14 protein-coding genes are annotated in these 15013 nt (G+C 69.6%); 13 read left to right on the top strand and 1 reads right to left on the bottom strand.

The window, feature by feature from the left end; all coding sequences use genetic code 11:
- The first annotated feature begins 92 nt into the window (after positions 1–92).
- Complete coding sequence (locus AC5L38_RS22815; RefSeq protein ID WP_495244863.1) at positions 93–668, top strand: DivIVA domain-containing protein; 576 nt, start codon at positions 93–95, stop codon at positions 666–668.
- 34 nt (positions 669–702) lie between these two features.
- On the opposite strand, the gene AC5L38_RS22810 is transcribed toward AC5L38_RS22815, so the two are convergent.
- Positions 703–1197, bottom strand: coding sequence for an Lrp/AsnC family transcriptional regulator (locus tag AC5L38_RS22810; protein ID WP_344745451.1), 495 nt, complete (start codon positions 1195–1197; stop codon positions 703–705).
- Between the two features lie 193 nt (positions 1198–1390).
- Between AC5L38_RS22810 and AC5L38_RS22805 the strand changes: the two genes are divergently transcribed.
- The 12 genes from AC5L38_RS22805 to AC5L38_RS22750 all read left to right on the top strand — a co-directional run.
- Positions 1391–2848: a gamma-aminobutyraldehyde dehydrogenase gene (locus AC5L38_RS22805; protein WP_495244862.1), complete on the top strand. Its 1458-nt coding sequence runs from the start codon at positions 1391–1393 to the stop codon at positions 2846–2848.
- Between the two features lie 25 nt (positions 2849–2873).
- The gene (locus AC5L38_RS22800) at positions 2874–4019 is read left to right on the top strand and encodes an ABC transporter ATP-binding protein (RefSeq protein WP_495244861.1); all 1146 of its coding nucleotides are present in this window, start codon (positions 2874–2876) and stop codon (positions 4017–4019) included.
- A 43-nt stretch (positions 4020–4062) separates the two neighbouring features.
- The gene (locus AC5L38_RS22795) at positions 4063–5271 is read left to right on the top strand and encodes a polyamine ABC transporter substrate-binding protein (RefSeq protein ID WP_495244860.1); all 1209 of its coding nucleotides are present in this window, start codon (positions 4063–4065) and stop codon (positions 5269–5271) included.
- 46 nt (positions 5272–5317) lie between these two features.
- The gene (locus tag AC5L38_RS22790; RefSeq protein ID WP_495244859.1) at positions 5318–6169 is read left to right on the top strand and encodes an ABC transporter permease; all 852 of its coding nucleotides are present in this window, start codon (positions 5318–5320) and stop codon (positions 6167–6169) included.
- Positions 6166–7017 (top strand): ABC transporter permease, encoded by an 852-nt coding sequence (locus tag AC5L38_RS22785; RefSeq protein ID WP_495244858.1) that lies wholly within the window; start codon positions 6166–6168, stop codon positions 7015–7017. The genes AC5L38_RS22790 and AC5L38_RS22785 overlap by 4 nt, the downstream gene beginning before the upstream one ends.
- 327 nt (positions 7018–7344) lie before the next feature.
- Positions 7345–8739, top strand: a complete 1395-nt coding sequence (locus AC5L38_RS22780; RefSeq protein ID WP_495245057.1) for an NAD(P)/FAD-dependent oxidoreductase — start codon at positions 7345–7347, stop codon at positions 8737–8739.
- Between the two features lie 144 nt (positions 8740–8883).
- Complete coding sequence (locus AC5L38_RS22775; RefSeq protein WP_495244857.1) at positions 8884–9771, top strand: alpha/beta hydrolase; 888 nt, start codon at positions 8884–8886, stop codon at positions 9769–9771.
- A 5-nt stretch (positions 9772–9776) separates the two neighbouring features.
- Positions 9777–10925, top strand: a complete 1149-nt coding sequence (locus AC5L38_RS22770) for an N-acetylglucosamine kinase (RefSeq protein ID WP_495244856.1) — start codon at positions 9777–9779, stop codon at positions 10923–10925.
- 125 nt (positions 10926–11050) lie between these two features.
- A complete protein-coding gene (locus tag AC5L38_RS22765; RefSeq protein ID WP_495244855.1) occupies positions 11051–12217 on the top strand; it encodes a DUF418 domain-containing protein in 1167 nt (388 codons plus the stop codon).
- Between the two features lie 64 nt (positions 12218–12281).
- Complete coding sequence (locus AC5L38_RS22760; protein ID WP_495244854.1) at positions 12282–12557, top strand: hypothetical protein; 276 nt, start codon at positions 12282–12284, stop codon at positions 12555–12557.
- 80 nt (positions 12558–12637) lie between these two features.
- Complete coding sequence (locus AC5L38_RS22755) at positions 12638–13885, top strand: cation:proton antiporter (protein ID WP_495244853.1); 1248 nt, start codon at positions 12638–12640, stop codon at positions 13883–13885.
- Positions 13886–14414: 529 nt separating this feature from the next.
- A partial coding sequence (locus AC5L38_RS22750; protein WP_495244852.1) for an endo-1,4-beta-xylanase occupies positions 14415–15013 on the top strand: 599 nt, incomplete at its 3' end.

Below are 15013 nucleotides of genomic sequence, written 5' to 3'. Positions count from 1 at the left end.
CCTCCAGAATGGACACATCGAGTAAAGGCCCTGTCGGGGAGACGCGAAAGGACGCGGGTTTGAACCGCTTTCCACGGGTCCTCGGGATTCGCATGGGATATGACACGGACCAGGTGGACCTGCTGGTTCGCAGGATCGAGGGGACCCTCGGCAGGGGCACCCCGGAAGGCGGGCCGGTCACCGCGGACGAGATCCGCGACGCTCGCTTCCGCACCAGGCTCGGCGGCTACAACGAGGTCGCCGTCGACTTCGCGCTCGAGGCCTTCATCGTGGCGATCGAGACCCGGCCCACCGGCACGGACGGGCGCCCGGCCGTCCCCGCCCGCCGCACCGCGCCCGAGGAGCCCGAGAAGCCGGAGGAGTCCGAGCGGCAGGACCCAGAGGACCGCGAGGATCACGCCACCCGGGTCGAGCGGGTCGCCTTCAGGCCGGGACGGCTCGGCATGGGCTACAACGAGGACGAGGTCGACGACTTCCTCGACCGGATCGTGGCCACCCTGCGCGGTACCACCGACACGCCTCTCACCCCCGGCGACGTGCGCGAGGCGAGGTTCGCCACGGTGATGCTGAGGCCGGGGTACGCGATCGGCGACGTCGACGAGTTCCTCGACGAGCTCGCGGACGTCATGGAACTCCGTCCGGCCGGAGAGGCCCCGGAGTCCCGGTGAACCGGCGACGCGCCGGAGCGCGCCCCGGGAACCGTCAGCGGGTGCCCCAGGAGTAGGTCTGTTTGTGAAGCTTGAGATAGACGAAGGTCTCGGTGGCGCGGACGGTGGGGATGGCCCGGATCTTGCCCAGGATCTCCAGGAGGTGCTGGTCGCTCTCGCAGACCACCTCGACCATGATGTCCAGCGACCCGGCGGTCAGCACGACGTAGTCGATCTCCCTGATGGCCGACAGCTCGTCGGCCACCGTCTCCAGGTCGCCCTCGCACTTGATGCCGATCATGGCCTGGCGGGGGAAGCCCAGGGTCAGCGGGTCGGTCACCGCGACGATCTGCATCACCCCCGCGTCGAGCAGCCGCTGGACCCGCTGACGTACGGCCGCCTCGGAGAGCCCCACCGCCTTGCCGATGGCGGCATACGGTTTGCGCCCGTCCGTCTGCAGTTGCTCGATGATCTGCTTGGAGATCTCGTCGAGGACGACAGGGCCGTTCCTGGCGTCGTTCTCACGGCGAACCTTGGGCGGCGTCGTCATGGGCGCTCCCTGGCGTCATGTTGCGGGGCTGTTGCCGTCATGTTGCGGCTCCGATGCGACATGCTGTCAGTTCCGGTGCTTCTGTCAAGCGATTTCGTAGCAATTTGGTATCTTAACAACGAAATCCCTTGTCGTAGGGCTGTCGCTCTGTAAGAGTCGCGACAACTCAGCCCCGATCCTTAGGAGGCCGACGGTGACCACCCCGGTTGAGACCAACGAACTCCCGCGCCTGCGGAATTATGTCGGCGGCGAACTCGTGGAGGCCAAAAGCGGCCGGTTCTCCGACGTCATCGATCCGTGCACCGGAGAGATCTACCTTAAGGCCCCGGTATCGGGTTCGGAGGACGTCGACGCGGCCTATGCCGCCGCCGCGGCGGCGTTCGAGTCGTGGAGCCAGGCCACCCCGGGTGAGCGAGCCAACCTCCTTCTCAAGGTCGCCGACGCGATCGACGCGCGGGCCGAGGAGCTGAACGAGGCCGAGTGCCGCAACACCGGCAAGCCGCGCGCCCGCATGGCCGAGGACGAGACCCCGATCGCCGCCGACCACTTCCGCTTCTTCGCGGGGGCCGCGCGCACCCTGGAGGGCCCGACCTCGGGCGAGTTCCTCGCCGAGCACACCTCCGTCATCCGGCACGAGCCGATCGGCGTGGTGGGCCAGGTCACCCCCTGGAACTACCCGATGATGATGGCGGTCTGGAAGATCGCCCCGGCGCTCGCCGCCGGCAACACCGTCGTGCTCAAGCCCTCGGACACCACCCCCGTCTCCACGGTCAAGCTGGCCGAGATCCTCGGCGAGGTCCTGCCGAAGGGCGTCTTCAACGTCGTCGTCGGCGACCGGGAGACCGGCGCGCTGGTCGTCGGCCACCCGGCCGCGTCGATGGTCGCGATCACCGGTTCGGTCGGCGCGGGCATGGCCGTGGCCAGGAGCGCCGCCGAGGACCTCAAGCGGGTGCACCTGGAGCTGGGCGGCAAGGCGCCCGTCGTCGTGTTCGACGACGTCAAGGACCTCAAGTCCGCCGCGGAGTCCATCGCCACCGCGGGCCTGTACAACGCCGGGCAGGACTGCACCGCGGCCTGCCGCGTGCTGGTCCACGAGGACGTCCACGACGAGTTCGTGGCCGCGCTCACCGAGGCGGCGGCGAGCACCGTGACCGGCGACCTCTCCGACGAGGACGCCCTGTACGGCCCGCTCAACAACGCCGACCAGCTGGCCCGGGTCACCGGCTTCATCGACCGGGTGCCCGGCCACGCCAAGGTCCTGACCGGCGGGAACCGGGTCGGCGACCGGGGTTACTTCTTCGCTCCCACCATCGTCGACGGCCTCAGGCAGGACGACGAGATGGTGCAGAACGAGGTGTTCGGGCCGGTGATCACCGTCCAGACCTTCTCCGACGAGGCCGACGCGGTCGCCAAGGCCAACGGCGTCAGGTACGGGCTCTCGGGTTCGGTGTGGACCTCCGACCACGGCCGGGCGATGCGGGTGTCGAACCGTCTCGACTTCGGCGTGGTGTGGGTCAACACCCATATCCCGTTCGTCTCGGAGATGCCGCACGGAGGCTTCAAGCACTCCGGCTACGGCAAGGACCTCTCGGTTTTCGGACTGCACGACTACCTGCGCGTCAAGCACGTCATGCACTACATCGGCGAATAGCCGCGAACAGAGGGATAAGCCTGGAATGACCGAAATCCAGGCGGGCGCGGAGGCGGCCGACACCGTCTCCGGCCCGCCCCACGTACCCGCAATCGAACTTGACGGGGTCGTCAAGGAGTACGTCTCCCACGGCGAGGTCGTCCAGGCGGTCAAGGGGGTCACCCTGTCGATCGCCGAGGGGGAGTTCTTCTCGCTCCTCGGCCCCTCGGGGTGCGGCAAGACCACCACCATGCGCATGATCGCCGGTTTCGAGGACCCCTCGCGCGGCACCGTACGGCTGCTCGGCCAGGACGTCACCGACGTCCCCCCGAACAAGCGCGACGTCAACATGGTCTTCCAGTCCTACGCCCTCTTCCCGCACATGAACGTCTGGGAGAACGTCGCGTTCGGCCTGCGGCGCAAGAAGGTGGCCGACGCCGAGATCAAGCGCCGGGTCGGGGAGATCCTGGAGATCGTCGATCTCACCGGGCGCGAGAAACGCCGCCCCCGGGAGATGTCCGGAGGCCAGCAGCAGCGGGTCGCCCTCGCCCGCGCCCTGGTCAACAAGCCCCGGGCGCTCCTGCTGGACGAGCCGCTCGGCGCCCTCGACCTCAAGCTCCGCCAGGCCATGCAGATCGAGCTCAAGCGCATCCAGCGCGAGGTCGGCATCACCTTCGTGTACGTCACCCACGACCAGAGCGAGGCGCTCACGATGAGTGACCGCATCGCCGTCATGAACGACGGCCTGGTCGAGCAGCTGGGCACCCCCAGAGAGATCTACGAGCGGCCCTCCACCGCTTTCGTGGCGGGGTTCATCGGCACGTCCAACCTGCTCAGCGGCACTGTCGACCGTCTTCAGTCGGGTTTCGCGGTGCTTAAGCTGGGTGATGACGACCACGTCCTCGCCGAGGGCGGATCGTTCCGTGCCGGGGAGCCGATCGCGATCACGGTCCGCCCGGAGAAGATCAGAATCACCACGGAGGAGCCCACCGGAGACCTCAGTGTCGTGCGAGGCACCGTCTCAGAGGTGGTCTACCTGGGGCTTTACACCAGTTACACGGTCTCCCTGGCCCACGGCGCGGAGGTGACCGTCTTCCAGCAGAACGCACTCGACAGCGCGAGCACGGCGGAGCGTGGAGACGCCGTCTGGTTGTCGTGGTTGCCGCACCACTCGTACGCGATCGGAAGTTGAGCTCGATATGGACCCCCGCCAGAACCCCGCCTTTCTGCGAGGCATGACGCAGAGCCGTTCCGTCACCCGCCGTGACGCCCTTCGCCTCGGCGGGATGTCGGCCGCGGCTCTCGCCCTCGCCGCCTGCGGCGTGGAGGGCAAGAAGGCGGCGGCCGTTCCCCCGAGAGACGCCATCGCCGAGTACTGGGGCTCCAAGAAGAAGAACGGCACGCTGCGCTTCGCCAACTGGCCGCTCTACATCGACAAGGAGGGCAAGCGCTACCCCTCCCTGGAGCTGTTCACCGCCGACACCGGCATCCAGGTGGCCTACCAGGAGGCCATCCAGGACAACAGCACGTTCTTCGGCAAGGTCCAGCCGCTGCTCGCCGCCAACAACGACATCGGCTACGACCTGATGGTCCTGACCAACGGCCTCCAGCTGAGCAAGGCCATCGCGCTGGGCTACCTCGTCCCCCTCGACCACTCCAAGCTGCCGAACTTCGCGGCCAACGCGAGCTCCGCGGTGAAGAACCCCACCTGGGACCCCAACAACACCCACACGGTCCCCTGGACGGTCGGCGTGACCGGCATCGCCTACAACCCCAAGTACGTGGACGAGGTCAAGAGCATCCAGGACCTCTGGAACCCCAAGTACCAGGGCAAGGTCGGCATGATGCTCGACACCCAGGAGGTCGCCAACTTCGGCATGTTCGCCCTGGGCATCGACCCCGACAAGTCCACCGAGGCCGACTGGAAGAAGGCCGGGGCGAAGCTCAAGGAGCAGCGCGACGCCGGGCTCGTGCGCAAGTACTACGAGAACGACTACGTCGACGCCCTCGCCAGGGGCGACATCTGGATCACCATGGCCTGGTCGGGCGACATCTTCCAGCAGGTCGCCGAGGGCAAGGACCTGAGGTTCGTGGTGCCCGAGGAGGGCGGCACGATCTGGACCGACAACATGTGCATCCCCAAGACCGCGCAGAACCCGGTCGACGCGCTGACCCTGATGGACTACGTCTACCAGCCCAAGATCGCCACGATGCTGGTCGAGTACATCAACTACATCACGCCGGTCTCCTCCGCCAAGGACCTCGTCCTCGCCGACGCCGCCAAGGCCAAGGGCGACGAGCGCAAGGCGCTGGAGCAGATCGCCGAGAGCCCGCTGATCTTCCCCTCCGAGGCGGACATGGCCAAGCTGCGGTCGTACAAGACGCTGACCTCCGCCGAGGAGAAGATCTTCGAGGACATCTTCCAGCCGGTCACGCAGGGCTAGGCCGACCGATGAGAGAGCGACTCGGACCTGAGGGGACGGTCGGCCGGTGAAGCGACTCGCCCCCTACCTGCTCATCCTGCCCGGCGGGCTCTGGCTCGCGATCTTCCTGGTGGTGCCGATGGTCTTCATGGCCTCGGTCTCCATCCAGGAGGGCAACGTGGTCGACGGATTCGCCCAGACGTTCAACTTCGCGGTGTACGGCGACGTCCTGGCGCAGTACCAGACCCAGTTCCTGCGCTCGGCCGGGTACGGGCTGGTCGCGACCGTCGTCTCCATCGCCCTGGCCTACCCGATGGCCTACTGGATCGCCTTCAAGGGCGGCAGCCGCAAGTCGACCTACCTGCTGCTGGTGCTGCTGCCGTTCTTCGTCTCGTTCGTGCTGCGCACGGTGTCGTGGAAGTTCATGCTCGCCGACGACGGCATGCTGCTGGGGCCGCTGAAGTCGGCGGGGCTGCTGCCCGAGGACTTCCACGTGCTGCAGACGACGTTCGCGGTGATCGGCGGGCTGGTCTACAACTACCTGCCGTTCATGATCCTGCCGATCTACGTCGCGCTGGAGCGGGTGGACCCCAAGGTCGTGGAAGCCGCCCAGGACCTCTACGCGGCCAAGCGGGAGGCGTTCACCAAGATCGTGCTGCCGCTCTCGCTGCCGGGCGTGTTCGCCGGGGTGCTGATGACGTTCGTCCCGATGACCGCCGACTACGTCAACGCGGGCATCCTCGGCGGCCCGGAGAACACGATGATCGGCAACATCATCCAGACCGAGTATCTGGTCAACAACGACTACCCGACCGCCGCCGCGCTGTCGTTCACGCTGATGGCGGCGATGTTGATCGGCATCTTCGCCTACGCCAAGGCGCTCGGCACCGAGAACGTCCTGGAGGCGGCGGCCCGATGAGCAGCACCATCGACGTCACGGAGGCTCCGGTGGCGGACGCCCCCGCCGGGCGGAAGGCCCCGCGGGCCCGGAGGAGGCTGGGCGACCGGCTGCTCTTCGGCTACGTGTGGCTGATCCTGATCTGGCTGTTCCTGCCGATCGCCGTCATGATCGTGTTCGGCTTCAACGACACCCAGAGCAAGTCGAACGTGACCTGGCAGGGCTTCACCCTCCAGTGGTGGGGCCGCCTGGACGAGTACCCCGAGCTGCTCAGGGCGGTGCGCAACTCCGTCTACATCGCCCTGCTCTCCACGGTGATCACGACGGTGCTCGGCACGCTCATGGGCCTCGCCCTGGGCCGCTACCGGTTCCGCGGGCAGGGCGCCACCAACCTGGTGATGTTCGCCGCGATCGCCTCGCCCGAGCTGGTCATGGGCGCCTCGCTGCTGTCGCTGTTCGTCAGCCTCGGCGTGCAGACCGGCTTCGCGACCGTGGTCGTCGCGCACGTGCTGTTCTCGCTCTCCTTCGTGGCGATCACCGTGCGGGCCCGGGTGATCGGGCTCGACCGGTCGATCGAGGAGGCGGCGCGCGACCTCGGCGCGTCCACCTGGATCACGTTCTGGCGGATCACCTTCCCGATGATCCTGCCCGGCGTCGTCTCGGGCGCGCTGCTCGCCTTCGCCCTGTCCATCGACGACTTCGTGATCACCCAGTTCACCAGCGGCGCGACCCAGACGTTCCCGCTGTGGATCTGGGGGGCCACCCGCATCGGGGTGCCGCCTCAGGTGAACGTCATCGGAACGCTTATATTCGCGGTAGGCGTCGCCATCGCCGTGGTCAACACGGTCACCGCGCGCCGCCGCACCTAGCCGTCGCCGAGCCCCGTGCCCTCACCGGGTGGCACGGGGCTTCGGTGTACCCGGGTTCCCGGCTCCTCGGGACCCCGGGACCCCCGGGTCCCCGGCGGCGAAGTCTCCGGCGGACAATGACCCGACGGGCGACGACCCGGCGAGTGCCAACCGGGCACTAACGACCCGGTACGGAACGAACCGGCATAGAACGACCCGGCACAGAACAGATTTCCGGCAGAGAACAGGGAGGCGAGATCGGACCCAGGCGGGGGGAACCCGCGCGTGATCTCCGTGACCACGCGACACACACAAAGACAACCTGACTCACGTAGGGAAGTGAGATTTGTGGATCCGCTGAAGGCTCTTGCTGACGCGGAGCGCAAGCCGTACTGGCTCGACAGTCCGGCGAAACCCGAGCCGCTCGCGCGGCTCTTCGGCGAGACCACCGCTGATCTGGCGGTGGTCGGCGGCGGCTTCTCGGGGCTGTGGACCGCCCTGATGGCCAAGGAACGCGACCCCTCGCTCGACGTCGTCCTCCTTGAGGGACGCAGGGTCGGCTGGGCGGCGTCCGGCCGCAACGGCGGCTTCGCGATGGCCACGCTGACCCACGGCATCGCCAACGGGCTGGAGCGCTGGCCCGAGGAGATCTCCACGCTCGAACGCCTCGGCGTCGACAACCTCGACGAGATCGGCGAGGCGATCGCCGGGTACGGCATCGACTGCGGCTACGAGCGCACCGGCGAGCTGCACGTGGCCACCGAGCCGTGGCAGCTGGAGGAGATGAACCGCAACGTCGGCGTCGCCCGCGACCTGGGCGCCCGCTTCGACGTCCTCGACGAGGAACAGGTGCGGGCGGAGGTGAACTCGCCCACGTACATCGGGGGCCACTGGGAGCGCGACGGCTGCGCCATGCTCGACCCCGCCCGGCTGGCCTGGGGGCTCCGGCAGGCCTGCCTCTCGGTGGGCGTGCGCATCTACGAGCGCACGCCGGTACGCACGATGAGGGACACCCCGACGAGCCTGGACCTGATCACCCCGCACGGCAGCGTCAGGGCGCGCAGGGTCGCGCTCGGCACCGGCGTGTTCCAGCCGCTGCTGCGGCGGTTGAAGCACTTCCTGGTGCCGGTCTACGACTACGCGCTGATGACCGAGCCGCTCTCGGACGGCCAGCTGGCCTCGGTGGGCTGGCACAACCGGCAGGGGGTCGGCGACGCGGCCAACCAGTTCCACTACTACCGGCTGACCGAGGACAACCGGATCCTCTGGGGCGGTTACGACGCGGTCTACTACAACGGCGGCATGATCAAGCCCGAGTACGAGCAGCGCGACGAGACCTTCGTCAAGCTGGCGGAACACTTCTCCACCACGTTCCCCCAGCTCTCCGGGCTGCGCTTCACCCACAGGTGGGGCGGCGTGATCGACACCTGCAGCCGGTTCAGCGCCTTCTACGGCCAGTCGCACGGCGGGCGCCTGGCCTACGCGGCCGGGTACACCGGCATGGGCGTCGGCGCGACCCGGTTCGGGGCGAACGTCATGCTCGACCTGCTCGCCGGAGAGCGGACCGAGCGGACCGAGCTCCGGATGGTCAAGGAGAAGCCCGTCCCGTTCCCGCCCGAGCCGGTCCGCTCGGCGGGGATCCAGATGACCCGCTGGTCGATCGCCCAGGCCGACCTGCACCAGGGGCGCCGCAACCTCTGGCTGCGCACCCTGGACCGGATGGGTCTCGGCTTCGACTCCTGAGGCTCCCGAGGCTCCCGAGGGCTGTTCCCGTCCCCGTCCCCGCTCCCGCTCCCGCTCACCGGCCCAGGCCGGCCGGGTGGGCGGGGGCGGGGACGGCCGGGGAACCCGCTGGCTTCCGCCGCGCGGGCCGTACAGACTTGGGGCATGTCCGAAAAGGTGAAGTTCACCGCCGGAGGGATCACCCTCGTCGGCGACTTGCGGATCCCGGCGGCGCCGGGCCCGCACCCCGCCCTGGTCCTCACGGGCCCGTTCACCGGCACCCGCGACCAGGTCACCGGCCTGTACGCCGCCCGGCTGGCCGAGGCGGGATACGTGACGCTCGCCTTCGACCACCGCAACTGGGGGGAGTCGGGCGGGGAGCCGCGCAACCACGAGGACGCCCAGGGCAAGCTGGAGGACCTGCGGGCCGGGGTCTCGCTGCTGCGCTCGCGCCCCGAGGTGGACGGCGACCGGATCGGCGCGGTCGGGATCTGCCTCGGCGGGGGCTACGCGCTCAAGTTCGCCGCGTTCGACCCCCGGGTGAAGGCGTTCGCGGGCGTCGCGGGGGCCTACAACAACCCGTACGGCATGCGGGCCGGGATGTCGCCCTCGGGGTACCAGCAGGCGCTGGCCTCGTTCACAGAGGTGCTGGAGCGCCAGGACGGGGGTGGTGAGGTGGAATACCTGCCCGCGGTGGCCGAGGAGGGGGAGGCGGCCATGCCGGGCGACGAGCCGTTCGCCTACTACGGCACCTCCAGGGGCGCCTCGGAGCACTGGCGCAACGAGGTCACCCGGGCCTCCGTCCGCGAGCTGATCACCGTGGACAACATGACGGGCGCCGACTTCCTGTCGCCCAAGCCCGGCCTGATCGTGCACGGCGTGGTCGACCGCTTCTGCTCGCCGGAGGGCGCCGAGGAGGCGTACCGGCGGATGGACGAGCCCAAGAGGCTCGTCTGGCTGGACGCCAGGCTGCACATCGACCTCTACGACGCCGAACCGCACGTCACCCGGGCGGTCGAGGCCGTCGCCGCGTTCTTCGGCGAGCACCTCTGAACGCGGTGTACGTCCTCGGGCTGGACGTCGGCGGGACCTCCTCGCGGGCCCTCCTGCTCGACGCCTCCGGGCGGCGGGCCGGGTACGGCAGGGCCCCGGGCGGCAATCCCGCGGCCCACGGCAACGCCGTCGCGGTGGCCAACATCGGTCAGGCACTGGACCTCGCCCTGCACGGGATCGACCCGGGCCTGGTGGCCGGGGCGGTCATCGGGCTGGCGGGCGGCGGGGCGCTGGACCGCCTGGTGTTCGACCCGATGTGGGCCGCCGCGGGCCTGCGCGTCCCGCCCCGGCTCACCGGCGACCTGGGCATCGCCTTCGCCGCCGGCACGGCGGAACCGCACGGCACCGCGCTCATCGCCGGGACCGGGGCCATCGCCGCCAGGATCGAGGACGGCGAGCCGGTGCTGATCGCCGACGGGCTCGGCTGGCTGCTGGGCGACCGGGGCTCCGGATTCTGGCTGGGCAGGGAGGCGGCCGGCGCCGCCGCCCGCGCCCTCAGCCGGGGCGAGGCGGACGGCGGGCTCACCCGCCTCGTCGTGGCCGCCCTCCTGGCGGGGGAGAGGGCCGGGGCGGGGGTCGGCGAGATGGACGGTGGTGACGCGGGGACGGCGGGTTCGGTGAGTGCGGCAGGTTCGGTGGGTTCAGCGGGCGCGGCGGGTTCAGCGGGTTCGGTGAGTGCGGCGGGTTCGGTGAGTGCGGCAGGTTCGGTGGGTTCGGCGGCTTCGGTGAGTGCGGCGGCTTCGGTGGGTTCGGCGGCTTCGGTGGAGGAGATGCGGGCCCTGGCGATCAGGGTGGTGGTCCGCGCGCAGTCGCGGCCCCCGCTGGAGCTGGCCCGCCTCGCCCCGCTCGTCAGCCGGGCGGCGGCGGAGGGCGACCCGGCCGCCCTGGGGATCGTGTCCACCGCGGCCCGGTTGCTCTGCGAGACGGTGGCCGAGGTCCGCCAGGCGGCGGAGACGAGCCCGATCGTGCTGGCCGGGAGCGTGCTGACCAGCGAGGGACCGGTCGCCTCCGCCGTACGGGAGAGGCTGGGGCCCTCGACGGTCCTGGCGGGCGACGGCGCGGGGGCGGCGGCCTGGCTGGCCGGCCGGAAGGCGTTCGGCTGGGACCCGGCGACGGCGGCCCGGCTGCACGCCCGCATCGTCTCCGGCGACTGACCGGGCCCCGTTCCCGCGACCGGTCCGGCGGGCCGGAACGCGGGGCCGGTACATACATCGATGTACGTCCCGGATGGGCCTGCGTGACGATGTCCGCGGGCCCGCCGGACGGGATCGTGGAAGGCGTGACAAGTCGCCGTATCGAAGTGCTCGACCTGCTCAGGGGGATCGCCATCGTCGGCACCCTGGGCACGAACATCTGGATCTTCACCGATCCCGGCGGTCCCGCCGACGTCATGGGGGCGCTGGGCCGGCCGGAGACTCTGGAGACCTTCCTCCGCTTCCTCACCAACGGCAAGTTCCTCGCGCTGCTCACCCTGCTCTTCGGGGTCGGGCTCGAACTCCAGTACCGCTCGGCCGCGCGCCGTGGCGTGCCGTGGCCCGGCTGGTACCTGTGGCGGGCCGGGCTGCTGTTCGTCGAGGGCCTGATCCACTACCTGCTGATCTTCGAGTTCGACGTGCTGATGGGCTACGCGCTGACCTCGATCGTGGTGGCGTACCTGATCGGCAGGAGCGACCGCGCGGTCAAGGTGTGGATGATCACCGTCGGGTCGGTGTTCGCCGCGCTGATCGGCCTGCTCACCGCCGGCATGCTCTCCGCTCCGGCGAGCACGGGCGTGGCCCCGGAGCCGTCCACGCTCTTCTCCGACGGCACCTACCCGCAGCAGGTCGCCGCCCGGATCGAGATGTTCGGCCTCTACCGGATCGAGATCGTCCTCATCGTCCCGATGGGCATCGTGCTGTTCCTGCTCGGCTCCCGGCTGATGCGCGCCGGGGTGTTCGAGGACTCGGCGCGGGGGGCCGCGCTGCGCCGGAGGCTCATGGTCGCCGGGCTCGCCGTGGGGGTGCCGCTGAACCTGGTCACCTCCTTCGCCGGTCCCGGCTGGTTCCTGGTGGACCGGTACCTGCTGCCCCCGCTGGTGGCGCTGGGCCTGCTCGGCCTCGTCGCCACCCTCGCGCGGCGGGCGACCGGCGCCCCGGGCGTGCTGAGGCGAGGACTGACCAACGTCGGCCGTACCGCCCTGAGCTCCTACATCTTCCAGAACCTGGTCGCGTCGGCGCTCTGCTACGGCTGGGGCCTCGGCCTGGCCGCGTCGCTCGACGGCCTGCGGCCGTGGTGGGTCCTGGCGGCCTGGGCGGGCATCTGCGCGCTCTTCATGACGCTGTCCACGCTGTGGCTGCGTCGCTTCGAGCGAGGTCCCGTCGAGACGCTCTGGCAGTGGGCGTACCTGCTGCCACAGGGGCGCCGGGAGAAGCCTGATAAAATAGTAGAAGTTTCCACCAAACGTTAGGGCATGGTTTGTCGCGAAGGGTCGCCGGTACGGTCGCGGCCCTTCTGCTTTTCCTGATGCCCTCGTGTACGCCCCGCTGCCGGGGCCCGCCCATCACCCCGCCGTCCCCGGCGCCGCGATCACGCTGGCCAGCGGGGTCGGCTTCGCTCCCGCGACCCCCCACCCGCCGGCCTGCGACCTGTGCCCGCCCGGTCCCGGCCTCGCGCCGCCCGGCCCGTCGGCGGGGGTCGCGCCGCCGCCCGCCTGGCCGGTCCCGGCCACGCACACCCTGTACGACGACAGCTCCCCCCGAGCACCCCCGTCAAGCGATCAGCAGAGGTTCCCGCCCGAGATCGTTTGACGGAGGTTTTTCCATGTTCCACGAATGTGTGTTCGCCATGCCCGTGATCATGCCCGCGATCGTCCCCGGGGGAGGGCCGCATGGCACTGGGTGACGCTCTCGTCGCGCTCGGCGGCTCCTTCCTCGCCGCCGGGATCATCGCCAGGCTCGGCACCCGGATAGGGCTGCCGACCATCCCCCTGTTCATGCTGGCGGGCATCATCTTCGGCCCGCACACGCCCGGTCTCGCCCTCGTGGAGAACCCGGCGGACCTGAAGGTCGTCGCCGCGCTCGGCCTGATCTTCCTGCTGTTCTACCTCGGCCTGGAGTTCTCCCTCGACGACCTGGTGGCCGGGGGCAGGCGCCTGGTGCTGGCCGGGGTCGGCTACATCGTGCTCAATGTCGGGGGCGGCCTGGCCTTCGGGTTCGCCGTGGGCTGGGGGACCAGGGAGGCCATGGTCCTGGCCGGGGTGATCGGCATCTCCTCCTCGGCGATCGTGACCAAGCTCCTGGTCGACATGGGGCGCCTCGGCAACCCCGAGAGCCGTCTCATCCTGGGGATCATCGTCGTCGAGGACGTCTTCCTCGCGCTCTACCTCGCCGTGCTGCAGCCGGTCCTCAGCGGAGCCGACAGTTTCGGCGCCGCCGCGCTCTCCTTCGGCAAGGCGTTCGCCTTCCTGATCGCGCTGACCGCACTGGCGCGGTGGGGTACGCGGCTGGTCAACAAGCTGGTCACCACCAGGGACGAGGAACTGCTGGTGGTGATGTTCACCGGCCTGGCGATCTTCACCGCCGGGGTCGCCGAGGAACTGGGCGTCTCCGACGCCATCGGAGCCTTCATGATCGGGCTCATCCTGAGCTCCAGCAGGGCCGCCCCGCGCATCCGGCAGCTCGTCCACCCGCTCAGGGACGCCTTCGCCGCGCTGTTCTTCTTCGCCTTCGGCCTGTCCATCGAGCCGGGCGACATGCTGTCGGTGGCCTGGCCCATCGCGATCGCGGTACTGGTCACGGTGGTGCTCAACGTCGCGGCCGGGGTGCTCGCGGCCAGGCTCAACGCGTTCGGCCAGGTGGAGGCGGTCAACATCTCGCTGACCGTGCTCTCGCGCGGCGAGTTCGCCCTGGTCCTCGCCACCATGGCGCTGGCCGCGGGGCTGGACGGCAGGCTCGCCCCGTTCATCGCCGGGTACGTGCTCATCCTCGCCCTGCTGGGCCCGCTGGTCGCGAGCCGCTCCGAGCAGATCGCCCGGCTGCTCCCCGGCGGCAGGCGCGGCGCCGAGGCGGTGGACCCGGTGGACCCGGTGGACCCGGTGGACCCGGCGGAGGCCGGGGAAAGGGAACAGGTCTCCTAGTACTCCTGGCAACCCCCGGTACCCCGTTCCCCGAGACCGGGAGACGGAGGCGCTCCCGGTGGCCGCGTGGCCGCCGGGAGCGTGGACCGTCGTGACGTGGGCCTCAGGGGGCGGTGGCCTTCCGTGCCCGGCCGTGCCCAGAAGGCGTTGTTCGCCCGCACGTGGCACTCCTGATATTCGCAAGTTGCGGATGCGAAATGAAATTTTCATACGGCATTGTCTGGGAAATTCGCGCGACTCGCTGGGGGAAAGTGTCCCGCAGCAGCCCGGTCGTACCGGCTGTGACGCCAACATGCTGACTCTGTGAATCCGAAAGTTTCGTACTGATATTGACATGTTTCGGCTACGTTTCCACACTGAGTGTTCAAGGCGGTCGGCCCTACCTGATGTGGTGATCGGCGAGGGCCGCCGGTCATGACGCCGTCGTGGTGTGCGCCTCCGGCCGGGGCGTGGCGTCGTCCGCCGGGTTCCCCGCGTTCCCTCTTTCCGTGATTTCAGTATGGAGTCAGGCATGGGTATGAAAGTTTCGGTGTCATCCGCGTACCGACATTTTGGTGTCCTTCGCAGGGGCATCGTCGTCGGCGTCGCGGGTGTCCTGGCCGCGGCGATGATGGCGTCGGTTCCCGCGGACGCGGCCGCGTCCACGCTGGGCGCGGCGGCCCAGCAGAGCGGCCGCTACTTCGGCACCGCGATCTCGGCGAGCAAGCTGGGCGACTCGCAGTACACGACGATCGCGAACCGCGAGTTCGACATGATCACCGCCGAGAACGAGATGAAGATCAACGCGACCGAGCCGAATCAGAACCAGTTCAACTTCACCAACGGCGACCGCATCTACAACTGGGCCGTGCAGAACGGCAAGCGGGTGCGCGGCCACACCCTGGCCTGGCACTCCCAGCAGCCGGGCTGGATGGAGGCGATGTCGGGCAGCAACCTGCGCCAGGCGATGATCAACCACATCAACGGCGTGATGAACCACTACAAGGGCAAGATCTACGCCTGGGACGTGGTGAACGAGGCCTTCGCCGACGGCAACTCCGGCGGCCGGCGTGACTCCAACCTGCAGCGCACCGGCAACGACTGGATCGAGGTCGCCTTCCGCACCGCGCGCGCCGCCGACCCCGCCGC

It is taken from the genome of Streptosporangium nanhuense (assembly GCF_059358815.1).
Note: the sequence above shows the minus strand (reverse complement) of the source record. Positions and strands in the feature narration are given on the sequence as shown.

Bases quoted from the DNA above. Each gene is read 5' to 3' on its own strand.
- AC5L38_RS22815 (WP_495244863.1), top strand. From the start codon at position 93: ATGGGATATGACACGGACCAGGTGGACCTGCTGGTTCGCAGGATCGAG.
- AC5L38_RS22810 (WP_344745451.1), bottom strand. From the start codon at position 1,197: ATGACGACGCCGCCCAAGGTTCGCCGTGAGAACGACGCCAGGAACGGC.
- AC5L38_RS22800 (WP_495244861.1), top strand. From the start codon at position 2,874: ATGACCGAAATCCAGGCGGGCGCGGAGGCGGCCGACACCGTCTCCGGC.
- AC5L38_RS22795 (WP_495244860.1), top strand. From the start codon at position 4,063: ATGACGCAGAGCCGTTCCGTCACCCGCCGTGACGCCCTTCGCCTCGGC.
- AC5L38_RS22785 (WP_495244858.1), top strand. From the start codon at position 6,166: ATGAGCAGCACCATCGACGTCACGGAGGCTCCGGTGGCGGACGCCCCC.
- AC5L38_RS22775 (WP_495244857.1), top strand. From the start codon at position 8,884: ATGTCCGAAAAGGTGAAGTTCACCGCCGGAGGGATCACCCTCGTCGGC.
- AC5L38_RS22755 (WP_495244853.1), top strand. From the start codon at position 12,638: ATGGCACTGGGTGACGCTCTCGTCGCGCTCGGCGGCTCCTTCCTCGCC.